The sequence below is a fragment of the Actinoplanes auranticolor genome (genome assembly GCF_018332655.1).
Taxonomy (GTDB): domain Bacteria; phylum Actinomycetota; class Actinomycetes; order Mycobacteriales; family Micromonosporaceae; genus Actinoplanes; species Actinoplanes auranticolor.
The window spans coordinates 39,600-65,611 of the sequence record NZ_BOQL01000095.1 but is presented as its reverse complement, the minus strand read 5'-3'; the positions used below and the strand labels follow the sequence as shown (position 1 = coordinate 65,611).

Sequence of the window (26,012 nt, the reverse complement as noted above, 5' to 3'; positions counted from 1 at the left end):
CAAAGGGCTGCGGCGGTGTCTGTAGTACGTAGTACGTAGGGTTGGGTGGTGATGCCGGTACCGATGGTGGGACGAACGGACGCGTTGGATGAGCTCCGGCGCGCCTGGGAGCGTGCCGGCGCCACCCGCAGGTGCGTGCCCGCCGTGATCACCGGGCTGCCCGGCACCGGCAAGAGCACCCTGGTCTCGGCCGCGCTGCAGCTCACGACCCCTCAGGTGGTTCTTTCCGGCTCCGCGCGGCTGCACTCCCCCGCTCCCTACGACTGGCTCGCCGCGGTGCTGGCCGGGATCGGCCCCCGGCCCGGCCTGCCGGTGCCGCCGGACGCGCTGGCCTGGCTCGCGCAGGATCCCGATGTCCCCCGGGAGCGGTACACCCCCGACGCGCTGCTGCGGCTGGCCGTCACGACCGTGCGGACGCTGGTGGGCGGTCGTCGCGCCGTACTCGTGGTCGAGGATCTGCACGCGCTCGACCCGGCCAGCCTGAATCTGATCGGTGAGCTCGCCGCCGCGGAGCTGCCGGCGCTGCTGGTCGTGACCAGCCGGCCGCCCGAGGCGGCGGTCTCGCCGCTGCTGACGGCCCGGGTGCTAGCCCGGCTGTCCGGCGCCCCGGGCGCGGTGCGCCAGCATCTAGGTGCGCTGACCGCCGGGCAGGTGAGCCGCATCCTTGGTCACGTGTACGGCGCCAGCTGCCCGTCCCCACAGGTCGCCGAGGCGGTGTGGCGCCGCACCGGCGGCAACCCGTACCGCCTGAGTGAGCTGCTCGCCACGGCGGGCGGACCGGAGGCGCTGGCCGACGCCCCACTGCCCGCCCATCTGCAGGAGCGGCCGGAGCTGACCGCCCGCGAGCGGGAGGTGATCGGCTGCCTGGCCGAGGGCATGTCCAACAAGCAGATCGCCCGCGCGCTGGGCATCTCGGTGCGCACGGTCACCGTGCACGTGTCGAATCTGCTGCGCAAGACGGGGGCCGCCTCGCGCACCGAGGCCGCGCTGTGGGCTGTTCAACGCGATCTCAGGGCCACAGCAGCGTCTTGATCGAGCGGCGCTCGTCCATCGCCGCGTACGCCTCGGCCACCTTCTCCATCGGCAGCTGCAGGTCGAAGACGGCGCTCGCGTCCAGCGATCCGGCCAGCACGTCGGACAGCAGCCCGGGCAGGTAGGGCCGGACCGGCGCGACACCGCCGGCCACCGCGATGTTGTCGGCGAACATCTTCTTGATCGGCAGCGCCGCACCGCGCGCACAGTCCGACCGCGCCGTCGCCGACCACCGCGACCGTGCTGCCCGGGCCCACACCGGCTGAGACGGCGGCGTGGTGGCCGGTGACCAGGACGTCGGAGAGGGCGAGCAGGGCCGGGATCTGCGCGGTGCCGGGATGGGCCGGCGTGGCGACCAGCGTGCCGTCGGCGAGCGGTACGCGCAGGTACCGGCCCTGGCCACCGTCGAGGGTGCGGCCGTCGCGGTCGGTGCCGCCGTACCACTGAGCCTGGACGCACGACGTGGTGACGCCCTGCCGGCAGGGCACGCACGTGCCGTCGCTGATCGAGAACGGCGAGATGACGAAGTCACCGGTCCGCAGGGTGCTCACCCCCGCGCCGATCTCTTCCACCACGCCGACGAACTCGTGGCCGATCGGGTGCGGGTCGGCCGGCGGCCGCGCCCCCCGGTACGTCCACAGGTCGGAGCCGCAGACGCAGGCGGCGACCACTCGCACGACCGCGTCCGTGGGCAGCTGGATCGTCGGGTCCGGACGCTGCTCCCAGCGGATGTCACGGGGCGCGTACCACATCGCGGCGTGCATTCCCCCGACCCTACCCGCGCCCGGGCCGGGGCCGGGTGATCATCCGCGCGCGATTCGCGGGGCGGCGCGACAAGCACCGGGCGCCTCGGTCACAATCGTCGGCGTGACGACCAGCATCCATCAGCGCATTGCCCAGGAGCTCGGGGTCCGCGAGGGACAGGTGACCGCGGCGGTCGACCTGCTGGACGGCGGAGCCACCGTGCCGTTCATCGCCCGTTACCGCAAGGAGGCCACCGGCACCCTCGACGACCAGCAGTTGCGCACGCTCGAGGAGCGGCTCGGCTATCTGCGGGAGCTCGAGGACCGTCGCGCGGCCGTGCTCGAGTCGATCCGCTCGCAGGGCAAGCTCGACGACGCCCTCGAGGCGCAGATCCTCGCCGCGGAGTCCAAGGCCCGGCTCGAGGACATCTACCTGCCGTTCAAGCCCAAGCGCCGGACCCGGGCCCAGATCGCCCGCGAGGCCGGCCTGGAACCGCTGGCCGACCTGCTGCTCGGCGACGCGACCAGGGACCCGAAGGCCGAGGCGGCGGCCTACGTGGACGCCGACAAGGGCGTGGCCGACGTGACCGCGGCGCTCGACGGCGCCCGGGCGATCCTGATCGAGCGCTTCGCCGAGGACCCGGATCTCATCGGTGAGCTGCGGGAACGCATGTGGACCAAGGGCCGGCTGATCGCCAAGGTGCGCGAGGGCAAGGAGACCGAGGGCGCGAAGTTCGCGGACTACTTCGACTTCGCCGAGCCGTTCACCAAGCTGCCCTCGCACCGCATCCTCGCCATGTTCCGCGGCGAGAAGGAGGATGTGCTCGACCTGACCCTGGAGCCCGAGGAGGGCGCGTCGGATCCGGCGGCCGGCCCTTCGTCGTTCGAGGCGTCGGTGGCGGGCCGGTTCGGCATCACCGATCACGGCCGCGCCGGCGACCGCTGGCTGCTGGACACCGTGCGCTGGGCCTGGCGCACCCGCATCCTCATCCACCTGGGCGCGGACCTGCGGGTCCGGCTCTGGCAGGCGGCCGAGGACGAGGCGGTACGCGTCTTCGCGGCCAACCTGCGCGACCTGCTGCTGGCGGCCCCGGCCGGCAGCCGCACGACGATGGGCCTCGACCCGGGCTTCCGGACCGGCGTCAAGGTGGCGATCGTCGACTCGACCGGCAAGTGTGTCGCCACCTCGACGATCTACCCGCACGTCCCGCAGAACAAGTGGGACCAGTCGCTGCACACCCTGGCCACGCTGGCGAGAGAGCACAAGGTCGATCTGGTGGCGATCGGCAACGGCACCGCCTCGCGGGAGACGGACCGGCTGGCGGCCGATCTGATCAAGCTGCATCCTTCGCTGGGGCTGACCAAGGTGATGGTCTCCGAGGCCGGTGCTTCTGTGTACTCGGCTTCGGCGTACGCGTCGCAGGAACTGCCCGGGATGGACGTCTCGCTGCGCGGCGCCGTCTCGATCGCCCGCCGCCTGCAGGACCCGCTGGCCGAACTGGTGAAGATCGACCCCCGGTCGATCGGCGTCGGGCAGTACCAGCACGACCTGTCCGAGGTGAAGCTGTCGAAGTCGCTGGACGCGGTGGTCGAGGACTGTGTGAACGCGGTCGGAGTGGACGTGAACACGGCGTCGGCGCCGCTGCTGACCCGGGTGTCGGGCATCGGCGCCGGCCTGGCCGAGAACATCGTGATGCACCGCGACGCCAACGGCCCGTTCCGCAACCGCTCGCAGATCAAGAAGGTGGCCCGGCTCGGCCCGAAGGCGTTCGAGCAGTGCGCGGGCTTCCTGCGCATCCCGGACGGCGACGACCCGCTGGACGCGTCCAGTGTGCACCCGGAGTCGTACCCGGTGGTCCGGACCATCCTGGCCACCGCTGGCGGCGACCTGAAGACGGTGATCGGCAACAGCCCGCTGCTGCGGGCCCTGCGCCCGGAGAAGTTCGTCACCGACACCGTGGGCCTGCCGACGATCACCGACATCCTCCGCGAACTGGAGAAGCCCGGCCGCGACCCCCGCCCGGCCTTCACCACGGCGACGTTCGCCGACGGCGTGGAGAAGATCGCGGACCTGCGCCCGGGCATGATCCTGGAAGGCGTGGTGACCAACGTGGCGGCCTTCGGCGCGTTCGTCGACGTCGGCGTCCACCAGGACGGCCTGGTGCACGTGTCGGCGCTGTCCAACACGTACGTGAAGGACCCGCGCGAGGTGGTCAAGTCCGGCGATGTCGTGAAGGTGCGGGTCGTGGACGTGGACGAGGCGCGCAAGCGGATCTCGCTGACCATGAAGCTCGAGGACAAGCCGGAGCAGCGGGCGCCGCGGGAGCCGCGGGAGGGCCGGCCGGGCGGTGGTCAGCCTCGCCAGGGCGGCCAGCCCCGGCAGGGCGGGCAGCCGCGGCAGGGCGGCCAGGGCGGGCAGCCGCGGCAGGGCGGCCAGAGCGGGCAGGGTGGCCAGGGCGGCCGCGGGCAGGGCGGTCAGCGGCAGGGCGGCGGGGGCCAGCGCTCCGGTGGCCAGGCGCCCGCCGGCGGCAACAGCTTCGGCAACAGCGCGATGGCCGACGCCCTGCGCCGCGCCGGCCTCACCAAGGACTGACGCCGTGAACCGGGCCCGGCGCGCTTCCGTCGTGCCGGACCCGGCGCGCGTCCGTCGTGCCGGCTCCGCAAGCAGCCGTCGCGCCGGGCCCGCGGCCCGCGGGAACGGCCGTCACGCCGGGCCTGGGGCTCGCCGGGCGGCTGCTCAGCGGTCGATCGGCCAGATCTTGATGTCGTTGAACGCGACCTGGTAAGGACCCTTCACCGGCGCGCTGCGCTCGGTGAAGATCCCGAGCACGACCCGGCCGCCGCGGATGTCCTTGTCCTGCACCGGTACGGCACCCAGCAGCTCGCCGTCGCGCAGCACTTCGAGGGTCTCGCCGACGATGCTCACCGTGATCAGCGTCGCGGGCGCCCCGACGTCGATCGGGCGCTCGTCGAGCGGGAACGTCTTGTAGACCTCTGTGCTGGTCGACTTGTGGGTGCCGACGTACACGTTGCGTTCGCACACGCGTACCTGATAGCCCCGGTTCTGCGCGAAGCGCATCCAGATGGAGGCGCAGCTGTCCGGAGCCAGCAGCCGGACCTTGACCTCCGCCTGCACGTCCGGGGGTTCGTAGTCCTCCGGGCCGCGGCAGCGGAAGACGCCCCGGGTCGCGCGGCTCACCACCAGGCCGCCGTCGAACGAACAGCCGGCCTGCTCCTTCTCCACCGAGGTGGCGTGCCAGAGTCGTTGCGCGGTCAGCGGGTCCGCGAGCAGGACGGTCTCCTCGCGCTCGTCGGCGCGGGGGTCGACCGTGGCGCCGGTGCTCACGTTGCCGTTCGGCCACAGCGTCGCCATCACCCCGCCGACCGCCAGCATGGCGATGACCAGCAGGATCACCGCGACGGGCAGCACCCACGGCCGGCGCGGCGTGGGATCGTGGGTGAACGGCGTGTCCGCGGCGGCCGGCGAGGTCGGCACCGGCTGGGTGACGATCGCGTTCTCCGAATACCCCACCAGCGTGGGCGCGGCGGTGACCGCGGTGAGCTGCCCTGCGGCGTGCACACCGGTGACCGCCTGCGCCTCCTGCGCGGCGAAGCGCAGCCCGGGCTGATGATCAAGTGCGGCCCCGGAAGCAGCCGGCCGCTGCGGCCCGTCGACCAGCAGATCGAGCAGCTCGCGGGCGCTGGGCCGGTTGGCCGGATCCTTCTCCAGCGCGTGCCCGATGAGCTCGCGCAACGGCCCGCTGAGCCCGCTGAGATCCGGCGGCTGGGTCAAGATCCGAGCCGCGGTCGCCGGCGGCGAATCCGCGCTGAAGGGGGTACGGCCGGTGCCCGCGTACGCGACGACGCCACCCCAGGCGAACACGTCGGCGGCCGGGGTGAGCGGCACATCCAGGTCGGGCCCGAACCGCTCCGGCGCCATGTACGCGACCGTGCCGACCATCTGATCGGTATGCGTGTGCGCGCTGGTCGCCTCCAACGCCCGGGCGATGCCGAAGTCGATGACCTTGGGGCTGCCCGGCGCGAGCAGAACGTTACGAGGCTTGAGATCACGGTGAATGACACCGGCACCGTGGATGGCGGTCAGGGCGGTCGCGACGCCGATGGCCACACTGTGCAGATTGGACGCGGTGAGCGGTCCACGCTCCTCGACGACCTCGGCCAGACTGGGACCGTCGACGTACTCGACGACCAGGTAGGGCTGCTCGTGGTCGGGGTCGGCGTCGAGCACCTCGGCGGTGCAGAAGGGCGGAACCTGCCGGACCCGGTTGACCTCGCTGCGGAACCGGCGGCGGAAAGCATCGTCGGGCGCGAGATCGGCACGAACCATCTTGACCGCGACCAGCACACCGGCGGCACTACGGGCAAGGTAAACGGTGCCCATACCGCCCTCACCGAGGCGGCTGAGCAACTCGTACGACCCGAGCCGACGAGGGTCACGCGGGCGCAGCGGGCTGGTCCGCTCGTCCGACATGCCGTTTACTCCTACGCCCCCGGCGACACAAAAGCCGCCCCACCCCCGACAGGAAAGGTCACCCTATAGGGCCTTGTCATCGCCTGCGAAGACCCGTCCACCGGTTGCCGCATAACCGACACAGTGCGCCTCTGCGGGAGCGGATCGCGCCGGAGCCGCGGGAAGGGGTGCAGGGTGTATCGACGGTCATGAAGGCTTCGGTTTGGTGGCACACCGCCACGAGGCGGACGTTCACACGTAGTGAATAGTCCTGGGCCGGACTTTCCTACTTGACGGACGGTGTTGGGCCGGAGGTCCGCGCCTGGTGGACTGTGATCGGCCGACGTTGACGCTTGGCGATGAGCTGCCAGGTGGTCATCCAGTTGGCCCGCAGCTCGCGGACCGTTATGGGCCGGACGTCGGCCGTTGGCCGGACGCCATGGGCCTGACATGACACCTGGCAGACTTGAGCTCCGCCACTGGCGCGCAGACCCCGCAGACCCGTCGGCGCGCTGGTCCCGCTGATCCCCCAGCCCTCTCACCCACCGACCCACTGATCCCCTGGCACGCCGGCCCCGCTGATCCCCCACCCGCCAGCTCGGTTGACCCGCAGGCCCGCTGACCGCGGCCCGCCCGTAGCCGGCGATGTCAGACGGGACGGGGGCTCAGTCAGGTGGGCCAGAGCCGACCGCGGCGATGTCCACATCAGTCTTTCTCATCCCGGTGAGCCCGTTGCGGTGGGCGATGGCCACGAGCTGGGCTCGGCTGCCCGCCCCCAGCTTGGCCAGAAGGCGGCTGACGTAGGTGCGGATCGTCGCCGGGCTCAGCCGCAGAGCCCGGGCGACCGTGCTGTTGTCCTCGCCGTCCGCCAAGGCGGTCAGGACCTCGCGCTCGCGTTCGGTGAGGCCCTCCACTCGCGGGTCCATTCTCAGCGGCCGGACCGAGGACGCGGCGTGGCTCATCACCTGGCGCGCGACTGCGGGAGAGAGCACGGGCTCGCCGTCCGCGGCCGCGCGGACCGCAGCACGCAGCCGGAAAGGGCTGGCGTCCTTGAGCAGGTAGCCGTCACCGGTGAGGCGCCAGTCGCCGGGCGCGAGCCAGGCACCGCAGACGAGCGGGTCGGTGTAGCCTGCCCGGCTGCCGGGAGAGACTGCGGCCCGACTAGCGAATCCGCCGCCGTGAGTCGATCGGTCACGGACAGTGGGAGGGTTGCGCTGACGTGCCACCCGCGTGCTGCCGGGCCTGCGTCGAGACGCCCGCCCAGTGCGGCGACTCGTTCCCGCAGGCCGGTGAGGCCGGCGTGTTCTTCGCCGGAACTGACAGCGATGCCGTCGTCCAGGACGCAGACTTTCAGGTTGTCATTTGCGTGCCACACGTCGATGGTGATCCCCCGGCCACCGGAAGAGTGCCGCAGAGCGTTGGTGAGAGCCTCCTGCACCAGCCGATAGGCAGCCGCCGACACTTCGGACTCGTCCACCGTCTCGATCCGGGTGAGCACGTCGAATCCGGCCGCCCGAGCAGTCTCGGCGAGCGTCTCCACGTCCTGCAGCGAGGGCGGCGGGTCGGTGCGCAGCTCTCGCACTGTGGCACGAAGCTCGGCGAGGGCCTGCGACACCGCATCTGACACGTGGTCGAGCGCCGCGGCGGCGGCCTCCGGATGTCGGCGGGCCTGCTGTTGGGCCACGCTCGTGTGGAGCCGCAGGTGGGACGGCGACCCACCACGGCTCGGCGGCAATCTCGAAGGCCGCCTGTCCACCGGGACAGAGGAGATCATCATGCGCGGCGCGACCACGCTGGGCAGCCTTTTCACCGGCCTGGCGGTCGGCACGATCTGTGGCGTCATCGCGTGGGCGGCTGCTCGCTTGATCAACCGGCAGGCCGGCACGAGAAAGAGCGACGCGCATTAGCCGCACGCGACGAACGACAACCAGCCCGGCGCGAGGAAAGGATCCGGTGTTGCTGAGAGGCCGCGTACTAGAAGGAGCGGATGTCCACGTTCGCGAACGTGACGGCGTAGGGCGGGTCCGTGTCGACGGCTTCGACACTCAGGCCCAGCAACACCTGGCCTTCGTCCGGGCCGTCCTTCGGCAGCCGCACCGACCCCGCGAAGTCACCGCCGCGGAAGACCTGGGCCTCGCCCTCGCGAACGACCAAATGGACACGGACCGACCCGCGCAGGCCGAGCCGCTTCTCGAGCGGAATCCGCCCGTAGACCCGCCGGTCGTCCGGCTTGTCCGCCGCCACCGACATCTCGTTCTGGCAGACGCGCAGCACCTGCCCACCGCGCTCGGGGTCCCAGTGGAACCAGATCGCCGCGCAGCTGCCCGCCGACTGGAGCGCTGTGGTCACCTCGACCCCGAAGTCGTCCGCGATGGACTCCTCCGGCCCCGCGCACTGGTACGTGCCGCGGTCCACCCGGGCAGCGCGCATCACGCCGCGGGTGAAACAGGTGGCGTTCTGTTCACGGATCTCGCTGTCCCGCCACTGGCCGGGCTCACTGAGCGCGTCCTGGATGATCGGCTCGCCGCCGTCCGGCTCCACCGGAGTCTTCTCGGCGCTGTCATCACCAGGCTCGCCGTCCTCGTAGTCGGCCGGCGCCGTGGGCGGCGGGTTCTCCGGGGCCGCCGCTCCCCCTTCCTGTTCCACGGACTGCTCGACACCGGCGGCAGCTCCGCCACGTGGCGATCCTCCGGTCGTCGATGGGCTGCCGGCGTTCCTCTGCGCGTTCAGCACCAGCGCCACCGTGGCGACGCCAGCGAGCACCAGCAGGACGGCGAGCACCGCGAGCATCCGGTGCCCCCGCGGACGTCCACCGTTGGCGGACACCTCACTGCCCGTGCCGGTGAAACGATCGGCGGCGAAAGAACGGTCGGGGACGGGCGAGCGGCCGGAGCCGTCGGAACGCTCGTAAGGCGAGGACCTGCCGGCCGAGGAGAAACGGTCGAAGTCTGCGGAGCGCTCGTAGTCCCGGCCGGAGCGGTAAGAGTCGTCGGACGCCTCCGACGGGTAGGCGTCGTCGGACTCGAAGTACTCGGGAGCGACAGGCGATGGCGGAACCGCGGCAGCGGTGATCACCGCGGTGCGTTGCCGGGCCGGCGGGCGGGATCCCGGATGATCGTGACCCAGCAGCATGTCGAGCAGTTCGCGGGCGGTCGGTCGCTCTTCGGGGTTCTTCGACAGCGACAGAGCGACGAGTTCGCGCAACGACTCCGGCAGCCCGTTCAGGTGCGGTGGCTGGGTGAGGATCCGCGCCGCGGTCGCCGGGGGCGAGTCACCGTGGAACGGTGTCTGGCCCGTGCCGGCGTAGGCGACGACACAGCCCCACGCGAAGATGTCCGCAGCGGCCGTCAGTGGCGTGCCCGGCTCGGAGGAGAAGCGTTCGGGCGCCATGTAGGCGACCGTTCCGACCATCTGGTCCGTGCGGGTGTGCTGGCTCGTCGCCTCGAAGGCGCGGGCGATGCCGAAGTCGATGACCTTGGGGCTGCCGGGCGCCAGCAGGACGTTGTCCGGCTTGAGATCGCGGTGGATGACCCCGGCACCGTGGATACCGCTGAGCGCCGTCGCCACCCCGACCGCCAGCGAGTGCAGTGCCGCCGCCCGCAGCGGGCCGCGCTCCTCCACCACCTCGGCCAGGCTCGGACCGTCGACATACTCGACCACCAGGTACGGGGGGTTATGGTCCAGGTCCGCGTCGAGCACCTCGGCGGTGCAGAACGACGGCACCTGCCGGGCGCGTTCCACCTCGCTGCGGAAGCGGCCGCGGAACTCGGGGTCGTTCACGAGAGCCGCGTGCACCAGCTTGATGGCGACGTAGTTGTCGTCGCGGTCGGTGGCCAGATAGACGACGCCCATGCCGCCCGATCCGAGCCGGCCGGTGAGCCAGTACTCGCCCAGCTGCTCCGGGTCCCCACGGCGCAGCGGAGTCACGCGGTACGCGGTGTCCACGGTCAACTCCCCACTGAGGTACGACGACGCCGCGACAGCAGAAACGCCGTCAGGACCAGTCCGACGAGCACAAGCACGAACCATCCCGCGCCGAGCCGGCCGACCACACCACTCAACTCGCGCTGGAGATCCGAGGCAAGATTCACGATCGGATCCTGCCCCGAAGTCCTCAGATCCTTGACAAGGCGCAGCTCATACCATCCGTAGTAGGCCACGTACGCTCCGGCGATGGTCAGCACCGCACCGCCGATCCGGGGCACGAAAGCCGCGGCCCGGCGCAGCCGCGAGACCGCGGAGACGCGCATCAGAGCGACGGCGAGAGCTGTCACGCCGATGACGAGGCCCATCCCGGCCGCATAGCTGATGAACAGGGCGACACCTTCGACGGTGGAGCCGGCACGCAGACTGGAGACGACGATGGCGAGAAACGGCCCGATCGCGCAACCCAGCGACGCGATCGCGTACGCCATGCCGAAGAGAACCATCGATGCGGTCGTTCCGGTCAGACGCGGCGCGCGCATCCCTGTGCCCAGCGTCGGCAGCGATCGGCCGGCGAGCAACCAGACGCCGAGCGCGACCAATCCGACGCCGAAGACGACTGTGAGCCACGGCAGCCGGGGCATCAGCCACCCGGTCAGCGGGGCCAGCAGCAGCCCGAACACCCCGAAGACCACGACATACCCCGTGGTCAGGGCAACGGTGCACCGCAACGCCCGACCCACAGCCGCAACGGCCGTCCGCGACCCGGCACCGGCACCGGCGGGCGCGGACCCAGCCTGCTCACCCGATCCCGGCGAGTTGCCGGCGACCAGGACCGACAGATACGCCGGCAGCAACGCGAATCCGCACGGATTCACCGCGCCGAGCATTCCGGCGGTCAGGGCGAGCAGCAGTGTGGCCTGCACGGCTCACGCCACCAGCGACTTGACCTTGGTGGTCAGCTGCAGATCGTCCAGATAACCGGTGACGACGACCTTGCCCGCTTTGTCGAGGATCACGTAGGTGCTCTGTTCCTTGATGCCGAACTTCTTCCACAGCTTGCCCGGCTCGTCGTCCAGGTGCGGCACCGCGCCCACCTCCAGATCCGAGACAAACTCGTGCATGTCCTTGTTGTTGCCCATCCCCGCGATCCCCAGGATGTTCAGCTTGCCCGCGTATTCCTCCTGCAGGTCGGCGATCGACATGGCCTCGCTCGCGCAGGTCGCGCACCACGGCGCCCAGAACCACAGGATCGTCGGCTTGCCCGCCATGGTCGCCGCGTCGAAGGCCTTGCCGTCCAAGGTCGTGCCGGTGAACTTCAGCGACGCCGGCACAGCCGCGGGCGCGGCGGCCCCACCGGGCGCGGCCCCAGCAGGCGAAGCGGTCCCGGCGTCAGCCCCAGCGGCCGAAGCGACCCCGGCCGCGGCCGGCGCAGCACCCTCGGCGGCCTGCGAGGTGGCAACCGGCTCCGAGCCGCACCCCGCGAGAAGCCCGGCAAGAACCCCAGCAACCAGCCCGACAAACACCCGCCCACGCCGCCCACCGGGCACCAGCCCGGGCCGGCGACCGAGCACCAGCCCGGAAAACAGCCCGGCACCGACCCTGGACACCGTCACTTCTTCACCGCTTCCGTCAGCCGCAGAGCCAAAGCCGGGCAAACGTTGACGGCCTTGCGGGCACCGTTCTCGAGCCAAGGCGGCAGCGGCGTCTGCGGGAACGCCGGGAAGCCGTTCGCGTCCAGCCGGATGATCTCCGGAGCGACCGCCGAGCACAGCCCATGACCGTCACACCGCGACCAGTCCACAGCCAGCTTCCGCGCCCCCTGATCGGTGTGGTACGGCAGCGGCAGGATGCCTCGCACCTGCTTCCCGCAGCCCTCCCCGTTGGCGTGCAGCTCCACGTCGCGGGCGAAGACCTCGAGTGCCGACAGGGCGAACCGGGCCGTGCCGTCGGGGTGGCTGCAGGCGCCGCGGCCCTTGACCACGCCGGCTGCCTGCCGGACGTTCTCCAGCGCGCTACCGCCCAGCGCCACCAGTGTCACCGCGCGGGCCAGGTCCGGCAGGCCGAGCCGGCACGGGCCGCACTGGCCGGCCGACTCGCCCGCCAGGTACTGCGTGACCTGGGCGACCTCGCCCAGCGGGCAGGTCGACGAGCCGATCGGGATCAGCATGCCGGCGCCCAGCGTGCCGCCGACCTTGGCGAAGCCCTTGCGGGAGATGGTCACCGTCTTCGCCGCCTCGGCGGTGATCCACTTGCCGTGGTAGCCGCCGACCAGCAGGCCGGGGCCGATGTCGGCGCCGCACATGGTGAGCACGTCCATCAGCGGCGTGCCGGTCGGTGCCTCGACCACGGCGGGTGCGGTGGCCGAGCCGCCGACGGTCAGCATGACCGTGCCGGGTTCTTCCGGGATGCCGACGGCGTTGTACTCCCACGGGCCGAGGCGGGCCGCGATGGCGAGCTGCGAGTACGTCTCCGCGTTGGACAGCAGCGTGGGCAGCCCGCCGACACCGTTGTCGCTGGAGCGGACCTTGCGGCCGGGCGGGATGTGCGCCTCGCCGTTGATACCGCGGACCAGGGCGCCGCCCTCGCCGGAGATGAACCGGTGCGGGACCGTGACGATCCGGGTCGGCACCGGCATCCGGCGCTCGGCCAGGGCCGCGGCCAGCGAGTCCTGGCCGATACCGTCGTCGGCGATGCCGATCACGATCTCTTCGGCGTCGAGCGCGGCGGCGGCCAGGGCCGCTCCGTCCAGGATCAGGTGCGGGCCGCGGGTCAGCACGGCCTTGTCCTTCCACGACGGCGGCTCGCCCTCGGTGGCGTTCACCACGATCACCGGCGGCAGGTCCTGGCGCTGGCAGGAGTCGAGCACCGCGCGCACCTTGCGGGCGAACGGGAACCCGGCGCCGCCGCGGCCGCGCAGCTCGATCCGGTCGGCCAGGCCGATCAGCTCACCGCTGGACAGCGCCGCGAAGCCGCCGTGCACCTCCTGGTGCGCGATCAGGTCCAGGCGGCCGTACTCGTCGAAGCCCGCGGTGATCCGCGGTGTTCCGATGCTGGTGACCGGAGGGACCAGATCGGCGCTCAAGACGATGCCCCGCTGCGGGTGGCATCGCCGGGGCGGGCGATCCGGTCGATGGCGCGCTCAGTCACTGTGCTTCCCCTCGCAGCTGACGCCAGTACACGTCGTCAGCCGATTCGTCCGCTCTGCCCCTGCTGCCGCGGCGAGCCCCCCGGCTCGCCGCTCGGGCTGGTTCCTGCTGGGTGGCCCGGCGGGCCCGGCGCGACGCCATGTCGACCAGGGTCGGCGTCTCGTCGGGTTCCAGGTCCGGACCGGCCACGGCGCGGGGCGCCCCGGCCAGATCCACGAATTCACTGCGGCTGTGTCGTCCCGAGTCGGCGCTGTCGACGTCGGCGCCCCGGTCGCGCCGGGTCCGGGGCGCAGTCTCGCCATCGTCGGCGTAACGCGACGAGCGGGACGGGCGCGGTGGCTCGTCGTCCGGGTAGCGGGCGGACCGCCGCCGCGGTGGCGGCGCCTCCTCGTACCGGTCGTCCTCGACGTAGCGACGCTGCCGCGGGGCCGGGACGTCCTCGTCGGCGGCGAAACGCCCGGAGCGCGTGGCTTCCTCCGCGACGACCCGCCGGGAGCGCGGCGCATCGTCCTCGACGACGCGGCGGGAGCGCGGCGCGTGCAGGTCTTCCTCGGCGACGCGGCGGGAGCGCGGGGCGGCCATGTCCTCGTCCTCGGCGTAGCGCCGGCCGCGGACGGGAGCCTCCTCCTCGAACTCGGTGCCGGCGTAGCGCCGGGACCGGGCGACCGGGGCCTCCTCCTCGAACTCGGTGCCGGCGTAGCGGCGCGAGCGGGCCGGGGGCTCCTCGGCGTACGGGTCGTCGGCACGCCGGCGGCCGCGCGGCACCGGCACCTCGTCCTCGTCGGCGTAGCTGCGCAGCCCTTCGTCGAGGGCCCGGCGCGACATGGCGCTGGTCGGCTCGTCGAAACCCTCGGCGGCGCGGCGCTGGCGGGGCGCCGGGGCGTCCTCCTCTGCGTAGCGACGCGAGCGCGGCGCCGGCAGGTCGTCCTCCTCGAACTCCCACCGCTGGGTGGGGGCGTCGTCGAAGTCGCGGCGGCGGCGGACCCGCTCCTCGTCGTCGACGCCGCGGCGCGGCCGGCGCCCGGGCTCCGGCGGGACGCTGATCGGCGCGCTCGCGGGCTTGGCACTGACGGGCTTGGCGGCGGTCTCGGTCAGCGGCGGCGCGCCCGTGGCCCGGGCGGCCGGCGACCAGGTCGCCAGGGCGGCGGAACCGTCGACGACGACCGCGTCGTCGCGGCGGCTCTTGCCGCGGCTCTTGATGCTCGGGGTCGTGGTGGGGACCAGCTTGCCGACCGGCTGGATCTTGCCGGTGCCGGTGCCGGCCTGCGACGCGAAGTCCTTGCGGCGGTTCAGCCGCACGGAGAGGCGCACGGCCAGGCCGACCAGCACCAGCAGGATGCAGATGATGTAGGAGACGATGACCCACGGCTTCGCCGCGCGACCGGCGCCGAGGCCGTGCAGCAGGGCGATCGGCCACATCAGGTACGAGACCGCGTGGATGCCCCGCCACATCCAGGGCTTGCCCCGGCCGATGAACCGCGACCGGGCGATACCGGTCCACATCACCATCACCATGATGTAACCGGAGAGGGTGCCGAAACCGATGAGCATCGTCTTGTACGGCGCGAGGAACGGCACGAACACGTCCATCACGCTGACGTAGTCCATCGCGACCTTCGTCCAGACGTGGAAGAAGAGAGCGACGACCGCGATCACGCCGGTGGTGCGGTGCGCGGACTGCAGCAGCACCCGTTGCCGGATCGACAGGACCAGCCGGTCGGTGGCGACCAGTCCCACCATGATGGTGATCGAGAGCGAGACGAGCGCGACGACGCCCACGTAGAACTCGGTGTACGCGAAGACGTACACGTATGCCTTCTGACCGGCGGGGGTCAGCATCGCAGCGGCCCAGAGCGCGGCGAGGATGGAGACGCCGAGCACCGCGAAGGTGATCATCGACGGCGGTGTTCGGCCGCCGGTAGCGCTCATCGGGACGTCCACACGACTGGCGGATCGCTGGTTCATCTTCGTCCGGGCCATAACTCCTCGTTCTCCGCAGCGGTACGGCGTCCGTCCTGGGCGGTCGGGACGCCGGCATCCGTGGGGGATGCCCCGCGCTCGTTACTGTCGGGCCGGTGTACCGACGGCCTGCCCTTCCTCACCCTGTGTGAAAGCCGGTCTCCTGCCCTCCCCCATCTACGTGTGGGGCCGGGGTTCGGATGAACGTTCGGGAAGTTCTTTGCCGCCAAGTTTGCGCGAGCATGCTAGCGATCTCGCCCAGAAGTACTCTGACCAGGCAGGACACCGCTGGGAAACCCGGGGCTAAGGCAAAAATAAAGTGTTATCGAGGCGGGAATCACCGGTCCGGGGTGAACCTTTCGCCCGGCTGTCCCGAACTACCTCACGTGCGTGCACGTTGACGCCATAGCGTGAGGAGATGATTGCTGTGCGGCATCGCGCTGCTCTGCTGTGCGCCATCCTGGCCGCCACGGCCGCGACCCTGATCATGCCCGGCCGGGCGTCCGCGGTCGAGCCGGGCTTCGAGGTGGCCATCACCGAGCTGCCGGACACCTTCACCGCGGGGGACGACGCGCGCCGGGTCACCGTGGTCGTCACCAGCGAGCAGAACCGGTGCGTCAAGGTGCGCTGGTCGCTGCTCATCGAGGTGGACGGGCCCGGCCTGAACGAGGTGGAGGTGGCCCGCGACGAGGACGGCGACTTCCCCGTCCAGGTGCAGAACGTCGCCGCCGGCACCGCCCGGATCACCGACGTGCAGCTCGACCCCGGCGTGCTGTGCCGTGGCCGTACGGTGACCGCCCGCTACCAGATCGCCTTCGACGACGACGCCGAACCGGGCCGGGTCACCTTCCGCGCGCAGGCCTTCAACGCGGGCCGCACGCTGCTGCAGGAGACGAGCTCGCGCAGCGAGGTCAAGGCCGAGCGGGAGGAACGGGAGGAACAGGAGGAGAGCAAGTCGCCCAGCCCGGAGCCCAGCCCGTCGCCGAGCGAGTCCTCCCCCGAACCGGAGGAGTCGGCGGACGACGAGGCCACCGCCGAACCCGAGCCCACCGACAAGGACGTGGACGTCGCCGCGGTGCCCGCCTCGGGCAACGACACCGGCACGCCCAGCCTGCTCGGGGCCGGGCTGATCGTCGGCGGGATCCTGGTCTTCCTCGGCGTCGGCCTGTTGCTGCGGCTGCGCATGCGCGGCCGCGCCCCGAAGCACAGCACCGAGCTTCCGACGGGCTTCTACCCCACCAACTGAGCGTGCGCGCCCCGGCGCCGGGCGATCTTCCTCCACGAATTCCTGGGGTAAACCTGCGGAAGACTTGAGCCGCAGTTAAGAGACCGTCGCGGACGGTAGCCCTAGGGTGGGTCGGGCGCAACACCCTACTGTGGAGGATCTTTGAAGACCAGGACTGTCCGTATCTCGGCCGGGGTCGGCGCCGCCGCACTGGCGCTCGTCGGCGTCTCCGCCGGCGTCTCCTCCGCTGACGACAAGCCCGCCCCCGCTCCCGCCGCCGTGGCGAGCGCGGCCGACCGGTTCCTCGGCGGTGCCACCACCGTGCCGGCCGCCCTCGTCCCGCCGGCCGGCCACACCCTGAGCTCGGTCTTCCGGGCCAAGGGCGTGCAGATCTACGGCTGTACGGACGCCAAGTGGACCCTGATCGAGCCGGCCGCCTCGCTGACCGGCATCTCCGTGAAGCCGGTCAAGGCCGCCTCGGCGCTGCACTTCCGCGGTCCGAGCTGGCAGTCACCGGACGACGGCTCGCTGGTCGAGGGCACCGGGCCGGTGCCGGCACCGTCGGCGACGCCCAACAGCATCCCGCAGCTGCTCATCACCGCGAAGGCCAGCCGCGGCCCCGGCGTCTTCGGTGACGTCACCTTCATCCAGCGCCTGGCCACGGTCGGTGGGGTGGCCCCGGCCACGACCTGCACCACCGGCGCCACGACCACCGTGTCGTACCAGGCCGTGTACCGCTTCTTCAAGAAGAGCTGACCTTCTTGAGGCACTGAACCTTTCCGAGGGGCCGGATGCCGGTGCCCCGCCGATGCGGCGGTGCACCGGCATCTCTCGTCAGCCGGGTCAGGGCTCGTCCAGGCGCAGGATCGTCTCCTCGATCTCCTCGCCGCGGGCGGTCGCATACGCGATCTCCTTGCCGACCGGCCGGAAGCCGGCCTTGCGCAGCACCGCCAGCGAGCCGGCGTTGTCGCTGGCCGCCCGGGCCGTGATCGGCCGCACCGGCACCAGGTCGAGCAGCAGCTCGACGGCGCGGGTCGCGATGCCCCGCCCCCATCGCGCCCGGTCCAGCCAGTAGGTGATCTCGGTGTCCTCGCCGACCGGGAAACTGGCCACCGTGCCGGCCAGCTCCCCGTCGACGGTGATCGCCAGCATCAGGATCTCCGGGTCGGTGCGCAGCCGGGTGAAGTGCGCGTCGAAGGCGGCCCGGTCGTCGGGATCGTCCGCGGTGAACGCGGCCATCCGCACCGCGACGGGATCGCGCATCTGGTCGTAGAGCAGGTCCAGATCGTCGTCGCGCACCGCGCGCAGCCCGATCTCTTCCATCGATGGCTCCCGTCCCGGCCCGGGTCACCGCGCCGTCGCGTCGTCGTCGCCGGGCCCGCGGGGAACCGCACCTCGGATCCGGTTGCGGCAGCTTACCGAACGACCGGCCCGCAGCACTGCCCATCCGACGGTGAGCAGAGAGACGCCGACCGCGGCGAGCGGACCCGGCCCGGTGACCGGCAGTCCCGGGCCGGCCGCGCGCGGGGTGCCGTGGCTGAGCGCGCTGAAGGAGACGCCGCCGTGGCTGACCGCGGCGACCACCACGGAGTAGCGCGTACCGCCGGTCAGGCCGGTGATGGTGCAGGTGCGGGCCGGGTGGGCGGTGCAGGACCGGCCGCCGTCCAGGGTCCGGCCGGTGAAGGCCACGGCGACGTAGGCCGCGATCCGGTCGGCGCCCGACGTGGCCGGCGCGGCCCAGCCGACCCGCAGACCACCGGACCTCGCTGCGGCCCGCACGCCGGTGACGGGGCCGGGAGCCAGGGGTACGGCCCTGAGCACGCCACCCCGGGTGCAGTAGACGGCCTGCGAGATGTCCACGGCACAGCTGCCACCGGCGCCGACCGAGACATCGGCGACGAGCGGCGCCGGCCGCCCGAGCACCAGCCGGACCAGCGTCGAGGTGCGGATGCCCGTCCGGTCGACCGGCGCCGGCGCGGTCCGGTCGACGGTGTCGCCGGTCGCCAGCTGCCCGCGGTCGTTGGCACCCCAGCAGTACGCCGTGCCGCCGCCGGTGAGCCCGCAGGTGGAGTCGCCACCGGCGCGCAGGCCGGTATAGGCGCGGCTGCCGACCCGGCGCGGCGCCGACGGGTCGCCGGCCCGGCCGAGCTGCCCGCGGTCGCCGGCACCCCAGCAGTAGGCCGCGCCCTTCGGGCCCAGAGCGCAGGCATGGCGGCCCCCGACGCTGATCTCCGTGTACGGCCCCCCGCCGACCGCGACCGGGCTGGGCGCCGGATCACCGGCCCCGCCGCCGTCGCCGAGCCGGCCGTCCGCATCGGAACCCCAGCACCAGAGCTTGCCGCTCTGCTCCAGCGCGCACGTGCTCTCGTCCCCGGCGGCCAGGTCGATGACGCCGGTCAGCCCGGGCACCTGCTGCGGGTTGGCCTCGCTGGTGCCGAGCGTGCCGAAGCCCAGCTGACCGGCGTCGTTGCGGCCGAAGCAGGAGACGGTCAGCTCGACGTCGAGCACGCAGGTGTGCTCGGCGCCGGTGACCACCTGCACGGCGTTGCCGGCGACCTGCGCGGGCCGGTGCCGGTCGGCGAAGCTGCCGTCGCCGAGCTGCCCCTCGTCGTTGCCGCCCCAGCAGTAGACGACCAGCCCCATGGCGGCGTACTCCAGGGTGAGCGCGCACGTGTGCACCTTGCCCGAGTGGACGGCGAGCAGGCGGGCGGCGTCGGCCAGTTTGCCGGTCCCGGTGACGCGCACCGGCCGGGCCGAGTCGCGGGTGCCGCCGTCGCCGAGCTGGCCCTGGTTGTTGCCGCCCCAGCACCAGAGATCGGCGTACTGCACGACGGCGCAGGTGTGCCGGCCCCCGACGGCGGTGAGCCCGGCGCCGGGGCCGGACTCGGCGGCGGAAGGCCCGGGAGCCCAGCCACTCGCCGGACCAGCCGCCGGCGGACTGCCGGCCGGGCCGCCCGCCGGACTGCTCGCCAGGCCGCCCGACGGGCTGCTGGCCGGGCCGGCCGGCCGGGTGGGGGCGAGGCCGGCCAGGCGGAGCACCTCGGCCTGGGCTTCGCTGATCGCCTTCGGTCCAGGTTCGGCGCGCGCGCCGGTGGCGGGCCACAGTGGTACGAGGGCGACCGCCGCGACGGCCCCGGCCACCCGCCGGGCGAAGATCCACATGCGGCTCAGCGAATCACACCGAATCCCCCCGGACAGGCGGAAAGTGCTAATCGCCCCGGCGGGTCAGGACCGGGTCGCGCTCAGGTAGGCCGTCGCCGCCGTGTGCCGGGTCGGGGCGCCGGCCAGCGACAGCACGTGGGCGTCGAAGCGGTCCCGCTCGGCCGGGGTCAGCGCCGTGTCGAGCACTTCCCCGTACGTCGGCACCAGCGGGTTCGGCGCGGTGTTGCGGACGGCGGGCCAGTCGGTGATCGGCGGGCCCGGTACGTCGACCTCCGCGCGGTAGTCCAGCCGTACCCCGGTGAAGCCCGCCTCCGCCGCCCAGCGCACCAGGTCGCGTTCGTCGAAGTCGAGCATCGTCCCGGCCGCCGGCGCGGCCGCGGCGTAGGCCGCGCGGATCTTGGCGATCAGGTCGGCGACCGGCGCCGGGTCCAGGCCGAGCAGGGTGTCCCGGCCCACCCGGCCGGGGAAGTTGTTGATCGGCTCGAAGACCGACAGCCGGCCGCCCGGGCGCAGCACCCGGTGCAGCTCGGCGAAGGCCGCCGGCTTGCGGGCCACGTAGATCAGCACCGACCGGGTCGTCACCACGTCCACCGACGCGTCCGGGATCGGGCTCAGGTCGTCGGCCGCCGCCCGCACGAACGAGGAGCGGGCCGGGTCGGCCAGCCGGCGGCACTCGTCCAGCAGCGCCTCCGAGATGTCGCTGAACACCACCCGGCCGGCCGGTCCGACCCGGTCGAGCGCGCCCAGCCCGATCAGCCCGGTGCCGGTGCCGACGTCGAGGACCGTGTCGCCGGGAGCGATCTCCGCCCGGTCCAGGACGCCGTCGCGGAAGCCGGTGAGCTGGGGGGCGAACTGCGAGCGCAGGCCGGCCGAGCCGCCGTCGCGGTGCCGCAGCAGCCAGCTCGCCCACTTGTCGGTGGTCACCGGGACACGCTAGCCCCGCGGGCCGCTCGGCGGGGGGCCAGCAGCACGGCCGGGATGAGGGTGACCAGGCTCAGGGTCACCACGTTGCCGACCTGGTCGATCGGCGCGTAGTGGGTGAGGTGGCCGAGGTGGTAGATCAGGTGCGGGACGGAGAAGGCCAGCCAGGCGAGGGCGGTCAGCCGTACCAGGAAATCGTCGGCGGGCCGGGCCGCCGCACCGAGGGTGAAAACCGCCAGGGCCAGGTAGAGCGCGCCGACGTCCCGGGCCAGGTGTTCGTTGTAGCTGCCGAGCATCGGCAGCCAGTGGTGGCCGGCGCCCGGGAAGGACCGCCACCAGAAGGCCGGCGCCGCGGCGGCCCAGGCCCCGACGAACACAGCGGTGGCGGCTTGCAGGAGCAGGAGTGTGCGGCGCAGGTTCGCGGTCATGACCCCTGGACGAGCCGGACGGCCCGGTTGTGACAACCGGGCCGTCCGTATCGGGAGAGGGTCAGAGTGCGGGGTACGCGTTGGCCATCAGCTCGCGGAACTGAGCCGAGAACCAGGCGCCGGAGATCGGTGCGTTGGGCAGCGATCCCGTCATGCTGTTGCCGTTGCGCTCGTTACCGGTGTAGGTCGGGTCGCACATCCGGTCGAAGCCCTTGCCCTCGTTGTTCGGGATCAGAGAGCTGGAGCCGTCCGACTCGCCCGGGGGCTTGACCCAGACGTAGGCGTCGATGCCGGTCTCCGGGTTGGCCCGGGGACGCTCGCCCAGGCCGGCACCGGCCTGGTTGCACCAGTTGCCGGCGTGGATCCGGCGGTCGATGCGCGACTCGTTGACGAAGGTGTTCACGTCGGTGGACGTGCTCGCCGCGGCGGGCCGGTTGGCGCCGCCCCAGCCGTTGCGGGAGGTGTCGATCAGCATGCCGATGTTCGAGGCGAACCCGGCCGAGACCAGCTGCTGGCGGAACGCCTGGGCGAAGCTCAGCTCGTCGACGTAGAAGTTCCAGTCGACCCACTTCGACTGGCGCACGGACTGGCCGCCCACCGTCGAGTTGGCCTGGAAGAACGGCTCACGCAGGGCCGAGTAGTTCGCGGTGTTGATGATGAAGCCGGTGACGTTGTTGACACTGCCGGAGGCGCGGGCGGCCTCGAGCAGGATCTGCGCGGTCGGGCCGGAGTTGGTGTCCCAGCCGATCCAGCCGTGGTGCGCCGCGTCCACGTAGTTGTAGACGTTGCCGATCGCGCCGAGCTTGTTCAGCGCGTAGCCGACACCCTGCACGTAACCGCCGTTGGCCTTCATGGTGGCGCAGGTCGCGACGTTGGTGTTGGTGACCAGGTTCGGCAGCGAGTCGATCTCGATGATGTTGATGATCCGCAGGCCCGCGTACTTCGGGTCGGACTGGATCGCCGCGATCGGGTCGATGTAGTCGCTCTTGTACGTCGGCAGGTCGTTGACGCCGAGTTCACCGTTGGAGGCGAGCGCCGAGCAGTCACGGCCGGGCAGGTTGTAGATGACGAACTGCACGTAGCCGGCGCCCTGGGAGACAGCCTCGTCCAGGTGGTCACGCAGGCCCATGCTGCCGTTGGAGCTGCTGTCCGGGGTGCCGTTGATGGCCGCGATGCGGTCCAGCCAGACGGCGGTCGGGTTGCTGGAGACGCGGCTGCCGCCGGGCTCGGCGTCGGCCTTGGCCTTCCACTCCGGGTTCACATAGCCCTTGGCCCCGGCGTACGGGTTGTCGACCTTGGCGCCGGCGGGCGGCGGGCTGGTCGGCGTGGACGGGGTGGTCGACGGGGTCGCCGACGGGTTGCCCGGGTTCGACGGGGTGGCCGACGGGCTGCCCGGCGTCGGGACGTCGCCCGTGCAGGCGGTGCCGTTGAGCGTGAACGTGGCCGGGGTCGCGTTCGTGCCGGAGTAGTCGGCGTTGAAGCCGAACGTCGCCGACGCGTTCGTGCCCAGGTTGCCGGCCCAGGTGGGGCTGGTCGCGGTGACCCGCTGCCCGCTCTGGGCGACGGTGGCGCTCCACCCCTGGGTGATCCGCTGGTTGCCCGCGAAGTCCCAGGTCAGGTTCCAGCCGCCGGAGATCGGGTCGCCGAGGTTGGTCACCGAGACATTGCCGGTGAAGCCGGTGCTCCACTGGTTGACCGAGTAGGTGACCCGGCAACCCGCGGCGGCGCTGGCCTGCTGCGCCGCGACGGCTATGCCGGCGCCGGTGAGGAGGGTGATCGCGGTGGCGGCCGTCAGGCCTCGCACCAGCGTGTGGGGACGTGGACTCATGCGCAAGCGCTCCTGGAAGACATGGCGACGCCCGGGGCAGGCGTGCCGAGGGGAACGAACTTCCGGCGCGGGGATCGATCGCTGTCGCTGACCACCGCGTGAGGCCCACACTATGGGAGCGCTCCCATGACATCAATACGTAATGGCCGCGAAACTTTTTGTGGATTTCTCGGGGCGTTGCCGATGATGATCTCCGTGGAGGAGCTGACGGACCTGATCGTGGCCACCGATCCGGCTTCCGGCGCGCGCCTGCCGGTCCGTCTCGACACCGTGATCGCCCAGCTCACGGCCGGTGGTCAGGATCGGGCGGCCCGGCTGGCGCGGCGGCTGCCGGTCCGCGACGGCGTGCTGGTGGCCGAGGAGATCGACGCGTTGCAGATCCGGGTGCACTGTGAACTCCAGCGGCTCGGCGAGGAGCTGCAACTGCCCCGCCGCGTCGCCGAGTGGCTGCTGCGGTGGCGTGCCGCGCGGCCCGGCGAGCCGCTCCGGGTGGTCGACGTGGGGTGCGGGCTCGGGCACGTGGTGCGCTGGCTGGCCGCGTACGACGCACTGGGCCCCGGCGTCGACCTGGTCGGGGTCGACCTGAACCGGGCGCTGGTCGGACGGGCTGCCGAGCTGGCCGCCGCCGAAGGGCTGGACTGCCGGTTCATTGCCGGCGACGCGCTCGCCCCAGGGGTCGCCGGGGACGACGGCATGACCACCGTCGTCATCTCCTCCGGCCTGCTGCACCACCTGACGGCGTCCGCCCTGCCGGAATTCTTCGCCGCGCAGCGCAGGCTCCGTGTCGCAGCATTCGCACACTGGGACATCGACCCCGGCCCCTGGACGACGGCGGGTGCCTGGATCTTCCACCGGGCCCGGATGCGCGAGCCGGTGTCCCGCCACGACGGGGTGCTGTCGGCCCGGCGCGCTCATCCGGCGTCCGTGCTGCTGGCCGCCGCCCGGGCCGGCGCCCCGGACTACCGGCCGGCCTGCACCGACGGGCCGCGCTGGTGGCCGCGGCTGTCGGAAGTGCTGCGGCCGGTCACCGGGACGGCGCCGTGACCGCGGGGTGGTGGGTGCCGGTGACGCTGGTCGTGCTCGCGGCGCTGGACGGGGCGTTCGCCGGCTTCCGGTCCTCGTGCGGGCGGACCGGCCTGATCCGGCACCGCCGCGAGGACGTCCGGGCGCACCTGCGCGGCCTGGCCACGGCGGCCCTGCTGCTCGGCCCGGTGGCCGTGCTGGTGCTGGCCGACGTGCTCGTCCACCCGCCGCACTGGGACGACTACCTGGTCGCCGGGCGGGCGATGCTTCTGCTCTATCTGCCCTTCGGGGCCACCGTGCTGGCCGCGCTGGTGGCTTACGTGGTACTGGGCTGGCGCCGGCGGTTCCTGGCCACCGCGCTGATCCTCGGCCCGTTCACCTTCGCCCGGCCGTTCGTCGCGGTGGCGGGACTCGTGCTCGCCGCCCGCGCCGGTGCCGGCTACCCGGTGCTCGCCGCGGCCGCCGCGGCGGTGCTCGCAGCCCTGGCCGTGGAGCCGGTCCTGGACCGCTGGCGGGTGGCTGCCGCCGCGCGGCGGCAGCCACCCGCATTGCCTACTGGAACAGCTTCGCCGCGGTGATCGCGGTCTGCACCACGCCGTAGCCGAGCAGCACCACGACCAGCGCCCAGGACAGGGCCAGCCGTACGTTCGACGTCTTCATGCCACAGCCTCCTTCTTCTCCTCGCTGCGCGGCTCGTGGAACCGCTCCGGCACCGGCTGCACCAGCAGGTTCGCGATGAACCCGACGGCCAGCACGCCGACCATGGTGAACAGCGCCGGCTGGTACGCGGACGCGGTGAGCGTGCCCGGCTTGCCCTGGGCGTCCAGGAAGCCGTTGACGATCAACGGGCCCGCCACCCCCGCGGCCGACCAGGCGGTCAGCAGCCGGCCGTGGATCGCGCCGACCTGGTACGTGCCGAACAGGTCCCGCAGGTACGCGGGCACCGTGGCGAAGCCGCCGCCGTAGAACGACAGGATCACGCCGGCGAGCAGCACGAACAGGCCCACGGCGACGTGCCCGACCGAGGCCAGCAGCGCGTACAGGATCATGCCGACGCCCAGATAGACCAGGTAGATCCGCTTGCGCCCGATCAGGTCGGAGGTCGACGACCAGACGAACCGGCCGGCCATGTTGAACAGCGAGAGCACTCCGACGAAGCCGGCTGCCGCGGCCACCGCGACGGCGGACGTGCCGCCGGAGTCCCGGAAGAAGTCCTGGATCATCGGGCTGGCCTGCTCCAGGATGCCGATGCCGGCGGTGACGTTGCAGAACAGCACGATCCAGAGCAGCCAGAACGCCCGGGTCCTGATCGAGTTGGCCGCCGACACACTGGCCGTGGTGACCAGCGGCTTCTCCTTGACCGAGGCCGGATCCCAGCCGTCGGGCACCCAGCCCTCGGCCGGTACGCGCATGTTCACGACCCCGAACATCATCACCACGAAGTAGCCGATGCCCAGGGTCAGGAAGAGCGCCACGAGGGCGCCACCGCCGGCCACCGAGGTCGACACGTTGGGGTCGTAGCCGGAGTCGTAGAACGACAGCAGCTGCCGCGACAGCGGGCTGGCGATCAGCGCGCCCCCGCCGAAGCCCATGATCGCCAGGCCGGTGGCCAGGCCCGGACGGTCCGGGAACCACTTGATCAGCGTCGAGACCGGCGAGATGTAGCCGATGCCGAGCCCGATGCCGCCGAGCACGCCGTAGCCGAGGTAGACCAGCCACAGTTGTTCGGTGCTGATGCCGAGCGCACCGAGCAGGAAGCCGGCGGCCCAGAAGCAGGCCGAGACGAACATCGCCTTGCGCGGGCCGTTCGCCTCGACCCAGGTGCCGCCGACGGCCGCGGACAGGCCGAGCATGACGATGGCGATACTGAAGATGATGCCCACCGACGTCGCACTGGCGTCGAAGTGCGAGACGAACGAGTTCTTGTAGACGCTGGTCGCGTACACCTGGCCGATGCACAGGTGCACGGAGAGCGCGGCCGGGGGGATCAGCCAGCGGCTGAACCCGGGCGGCGCCACGGAATGATGACGGTCTAGCGCGGACAGCATGCGGCGCCTCCCTGACCTGGGAATGATCTATCGAGGCTCATCATCGACCCGCGGGAAAATTGCTGCAACAAATAGCGCCCCGCCGGACACAGCTGGGGT

General features: G+C 72.1%; 23 protein-coding genes and 1 pseudogene. 7 read left to right on the top strand and 17 right to left on the bottom strand.

Annotated features, from left to right (window positions below; all coding sequences use genetic code 11):
- The first annotated feature begins 51 nt into the window (after nt 1–51).
- On the top strand, nt 52–1,032 hold the full coding sequence (locus tag Aau02nite_RS44700; RefSeq protein ID WP_246595920.1) for a helix-turn-helix transcriptional regulator: 981 nt from the start codon (nt 52–54) through the stop codon (nt 1,030–1,032).
- On the opposite strand, the gene Aau02nite_RS47150 is transcribed toward Aau02nite_RS44700, so the two are convergent.
- Both Aau02nite_RS47150 and Aau02nite_RS47145 read right to left on the bottom strand, forming a co-directional pair.
- A complete protein-coding gene (locus tag Aau02nite_RS47150) occupies nt 1,010–1,207 on the bottom strand; it encodes a hypothetical protein (protein ID WP_246595922.1) in 198 nt (65 codons plus the stop codon). The genes Aau02nite_RS44700 and Aau02nite_RS47150 overlap by 23 nt on opposite strands.
- A gap of 256 nt (nt 1,208–1,463) precedes the next feature.
- A pseudogene (locus Aau02nite_RS47145) lies at nt 1,464–1,784 on the bottom strand (alcohol dehydrogenase catalytic domain-containing protein); the annotation flags it as partial.
- Between the two features lie 115 nt (nt 1,785–1,899).
- Between Aau02nite_RS47145 and Aau02nite_RS44690 the strand changes: the two are divergent.
- Nucleotides 1,900–4,368: a Tex family protein gene (locus tag Aau02nite_RS44690; RefSeq protein ID WP_246595919.1), complete on the top strand. Its 2,469-nt coding sequence runs from the start codon at nt 1,900–1,902 to the stop codon at nt 4,366–4,368.
- Nucleotides 4,369–4,512: 144 nt separating this feature from the next.
- Here Aau02nite_RS44690 and Aau02nite_RS44685 read toward each other — a convergent pair whose 3' ends face one another.
- The 3 genes from Aau02nite_RS44685 to Aau02nite_RS44675 form a co-directional block, all read right to left on the bottom strand.
- Nucleotides 4,513–6,267 (bottom strand): serine/threonine protein kinase, encoded by a 1,755-nt coding sequence (locus tag Aau02nite_RS44685; RefSeq protein WP_212994778.1) that lies wholly within the window; start codon nt 6,265–6,267, stop codon nt 4,513–4,515.
- Nucleotides 6,268–6,911: 644 nt separating this feature from the next.
- The gene (locus tag Aau02nite_RS44680; protein ID WP_212994777.1) at nt 6,912–7,160 is read right to left on the bottom strand and encodes a response regulator transcription factor; all 249 of its coding nucleotides are present in this window, start codon (nt 7,158–7,160) and stop codon (nt 6,912–6,914) included.
- 47 nt (nt 7,161–7,207) lie between these two features.
- Nucleotides 7,208–8,020 (bottom strand): sensor histidine kinase, encoded by an 813-nt coding sequence (locus Aau02nite_RS44675; protein WP_281421196.1) that lies wholly within the window; start codon nt 8,018–8,020, stop codon nt 7,208–7,210.
- A gap of 1 nt (nt 8,021) precedes the next feature.
- On the opposite strand from Aau02nite_RS44675, the gene Aau02nite_RS47620 reads away from it, so the two are divergent.
- Entirely contained in the window at nt 8,022–8,153 is a 132-nt protein-coding gene (locus tag Aau02nite_RS47620) for a hypothetical protein (protein WP_281421197.1), read from the top strand.
- A gap of 67 nt (nt 8,154–8,220) precedes the next feature.
- On the opposite strand, the gene Aau02nite_RS44670 is transcribed toward Aau02nite_RS47620, so the two are convergent.
- The 5 genes from Aau02nite_RS44670 to Aau02nite_RS44650 form a co-directional block, all read right to left on the bottom strand.
- Nucleotides 8,221–10,191, bottom strand: a complete 1,971-nt coding sequence (locus tag Aau02nite_RS44670; RefSeq protein WP_246595918.1) for a serine/threonine protein kinase — start codon at nt 10,189–10,191, stop codon at nt 8,221–8,223.
- Nucleotides 10,192–10,193: 2 nt separating this feature from the next.
- Complete coding sequence (locus Aau02nite_RS44665; protein WP_246595917.1) at nt 10,194–11,096, bottom strand: cytochrome c biogenesis CcdA family protein; 903 nt, start codon at nt 11,094–11,096, stop codon at nt 10,194–10,196.
- A gap of 3 nt (nt 11,097–11,099) precedes the next feature.
- Nucleotides 11,100–11,780 (bottom strand): TlpA family protein disulfide reductase, encoded by a 681-nt coding sequence (locus Aau02nite_RS44660; protein ID WP_246595916.1) that lies wholly within the window; start codon nt 11,778–11,780, stop codon nt 11,100–11,102.
- A 2-nt stretch (nt 11,781–11,782) separates the two neighbouring features.
- The gene (locus tag Aau02nite_RS44655) at nt 11,783–13,255 is read right to left on the bottom strand and encodes an NADH-quinone oxidoreductase subunit NuoF family protein (protein ID WP_212994774.1); all 1,473 of its coding nucleotides are present in this window, start codon (nt 13,253–13,255) and stop codon (nt 11,783–11,785) included.
- Nucleotides 13,256–13,316: 61 nt separating this feature from the next.
- The gene (locus Aau02nite_RS44650) at nt 13,317–15,248 is read right to left on the bottom strand and encodes a translation initiation factor III (protein ID WP_246595915.1); all 1,932 of its coding nucleotides are present in this window, start codon (nt 15,246–15,248) and stop codon (nt 13,317–13,319) included.
- A gap of 448 nt (nt 15,249–15,696) precedes the next feature.
- On the opposite strand from Aau02nite_RS44650, the gene Aau02nite_RS44645 reads away from it, so the two are divergent.
- The gene (locus tag Aau02nite_RS44645) at nt 15,697–16,524 is read left to right on the top strand and encodes a hypothetical protein (protein WP_212994772.1); all 828 of its coding nucleotides are present in this window, start codon (nt 15,697–15,699) and stop codon (nt 16,522–16,524) included.
- 141 nt (nt 16,525–16,665) lie between these two features.
- A complete protein-coding gene (locus tag Aau02nite_RS44640; RefSeq protein ID WP_212994771.1) occupies nt 16,666–17,259 on the top strand; it encodes a DUF3455 domain-containing protein in 594 nt (197 codons plus the stop codon).
- An 87-nt stretch (nt 17,260–17,346) separates the two neighbouring features.
- On the opposite strand, the gene Aau02nite_RS44635 is transcribed toward Aau02nite_RS44640, so the two are convergent.
- The 5 genes from Aau02nite_RS44635 to Aau02nite_RS44615 all read right to left on the bottom strand — a co-directional run bounded on the left by Aau02nite_RS44635 (nt 17,347) and on the right by Aau02nite_RS44615 (nt 22,842).
- Nucleotides 17,347–17,826 (bottom strand): GNAT family N-acetyltransferase, encoded by a 480-nt coding sequence (locus Aau02nite_RS44635; RefSeq protein ID WP_212994770.1) that lies wholly within the window; start codon nt 17,824–17,826, stop codon nt 17,347–17,349.
- Between the two features lie 24 nt (nt 17,827–17,850).
- Complete coding sequence (locus tag Aau02nite_RS44630) at nt 17,851–19,665, bottom strand: RCC1 domain-containing protein (protein WP_212994769.1); 1,815 nt, start codon at nt 19,663–19,665, stop codon at nt 17,851–17,853.
- Between the two features lie 63 nt (nt 19,666–19,728).
- Nucleotides 19,729–20,589: a methyltransferase domain-containing protein gene (locus Aau02nite_RS44625; protein ID WP_212994768.1), complete on the bottom strand. Its 861-nt coding sequence runs from the start codon at nt 20,587–20,589 to the stop codon at nt 19,729–19,731.
- A complete protein-coding gene (locus tag Aau02nite_RS44620; protein WP_212994767.1) occupies nt 20,586–21,014 on the bottom strand; it encodes a hypothetical protein in 429 nt (142 codons plus the stop codon). The genes Aau02nite_RS44625 and Aau02nite_RS44620 overlap by 4 nt, the downstream gene beginning before the upstream one ends.
- 61 nt (nt 21,015–21,075) lie before the next feature.
- Nucleotides 21,076–22,842: a glycoside hydrolase family 6 protein gene (locus Aau02nite_RS44615; protein ID WP_212994766.1), complete on the bottom strand. Its 1,767-nt coding sequence runs from the start codon at nt 22,840–22,842 to the stop codon at nt 21,076–21,078.
- Between the two features lie 195 nt (nt 22,843–23,037).
- On the opposite strand from Aau02nite_RS44615, the gene Aau02nite_RS44610 reads away from it, so the two are divergent.
- Both Aau02nite_RS44610 and Aau02nite_RS44605 read left to right on the top strand, forming a co-directional pair.
- Entirely contained in the window at nt 23,038–23,886 is an 849-nt protein-coding gene (locus Aau02nite_RS44610; RefSeq protein ID WP_212994765.1) for a methyltransferase domain-containing protein, read from the top strand.
- Nucleotides 23,883–24,443 carry a hypothetical protein gene (locus tag Aau02nite_RS44605; protein WP_212994764.1) on the top strand — a complete coding sequence of 187 codons (561 nt, stop codon included), beginning with the start codon at nt 23,883–23,885 and terminating at the stop codon, nt 24,441–24,443. The genes Aau02nite_RS44610 and Aau02nite_RS44605 overlap by 4 nt, the downstream gene beginning before the upstream one ends.
- Here Aau02nite_RS44605 and Aau02nite_RS48175 read toward each other — a convergent pair.
- Both Aau02nite_RS48175 and Aau02nite_RS44600 read right to left on the bottom strand, forming a co-directional pair.
- Nucleotides 24,418–24,525 (bottom strand): MFS transporter small subunit, encoded by a 108-nt coding sequence (locus Aau02nite_RS48175; protein WP_438841237.1) that lies wholly within the window; start codon nt 24,523–24,525, stop codon nt 24,418–24,420. The two genes, Aau02nite_RS44605 and Aau02nite_RS48175, sit on opposite strands and share 26 nt — an antisense overlap.
- Nucleotides 24,522–25,913 carry an OFA family MFS transporter gene (locus tag Aau02nite_RS44600; protein WP_212994763.1) on the bottom strand — a complete coding sequence of 464 codons (1,392 nt, stop codon included), beginning with the start codon at nt 25,911–25,913 and terminating at the stop codon, nt 24,522–24,524. The genes Aau02nite_RS48175 and Aau02nite_RS44600 overlap by 4 nt, the downstream gene beginning before the upstream one ends.
- Between the last annotated feature and the right edge of the window lie 99 nt (nt 25,914–26,012).

What these genes read in the sequence shown, in the direction of transcription:
- Aau02nite_RS47150 (WP_246595922.1), bottom strand. Translation starts at nt 1,207, where the DNA reads ATGTTCGCCGACAACATCGCGGTGGCCGGCGGTGTCGCGCCGGTCCGG.
- Aau02nite_RS48175 (WP_438841237.1), bottom strand. Translation starts at nt 24,525, where the DNA reads ATGAAGACGTCGAACGTACGGCTGGCCCTGTCCTGGGCGCTGGTCGTG.
- Aau02nite_RS44675 (WP_281421196.1), bottom strand. Translation starts at nt 8,020, where the DNA reads ATGATCTCCTCTGTCCCGGTGGACAGGCGGCCTTCGAGATTGCCGCCG.
- Aau02nite_RS44645 (WP_212994772.1), top strand. Translation starts at nt 15,697, where the DNA reads ATGATTGCTGTGCGGCATCGCGCTGCTCTGCTGTGCGCCATCCTGGCC.
- Aau02nite_RS44615 (WP_212994766.1), bottom strand. Translation starts at nt 22,842, where the DNA reads ATGAGTCCACGTCCCCACACGCTGGTGCGAGGCCTGACGGCCGCCACC.
- Aau02nite_RS47620 (WP_281421197.1), top strand. Translation starts at nt 8,022, where the DNA reads ATGCGCGGCGCGACCACGCTGGGCAGCCTTTTCACCGGCCTGGCGGTC.
- Aau02nite_RS44635 (WP_212994770.1), bottom strand. Translation starts at nt 17,826, where the DNA reads ATGGAAGAGATCGGGCTGCGCGCGGTGCGCGACGACGATCTGGACCTG.
- Aau02nite_RS44700 (WP_246595920.1), top strand. Translation starts at nt 52, where the DNA reads ATGCCGGTACCGATGGTGGGACGAACGGACGCGTTGGATGAGCTCCGG.
- Aau02nite_RS44620 (WP_212994767.1), bottom strand. Translation starts at nt 21,014, where the DNA reads ATGACCGCGAACCTGCGCCGCACACTCCTGCTCCTGCAAGCCGCCACC.
- Aau02nite_RS44650 (WP_246595915.1), bottom strand. Translation starts at nt 15,248, where the DNA reads ATGAGCGCTACCGGCGGCCGAACACCGCCGTCGATGATCACCTTCGCG.
- Aau02nite_RS44685 (WP_212994778.1), bottom strand. Translation starts at nt 6,267, where the DNA reads ATGTCGGACGAGCGGACCAGCCCGCTGCGCCCGCGTGACCCTCGTCGG.
- Aau02nite_RS44630 (WP_212994769.1), bottom strand. Translation starts at nt 19,665, where the DNA reads ATGTGGATCTTCGCCCGGCGGGTGGCCGGGGCCGTCGCGGCGGTCGCC.
- Aau02nite_RS44600 (WP_212994763.1), bottom strand. Translation starts at nt 25,913, where the DNA reads ATGCTGTCCGCGCTAGACCGTCATCATTCCGTGGCGCCGCCCGGGTTC.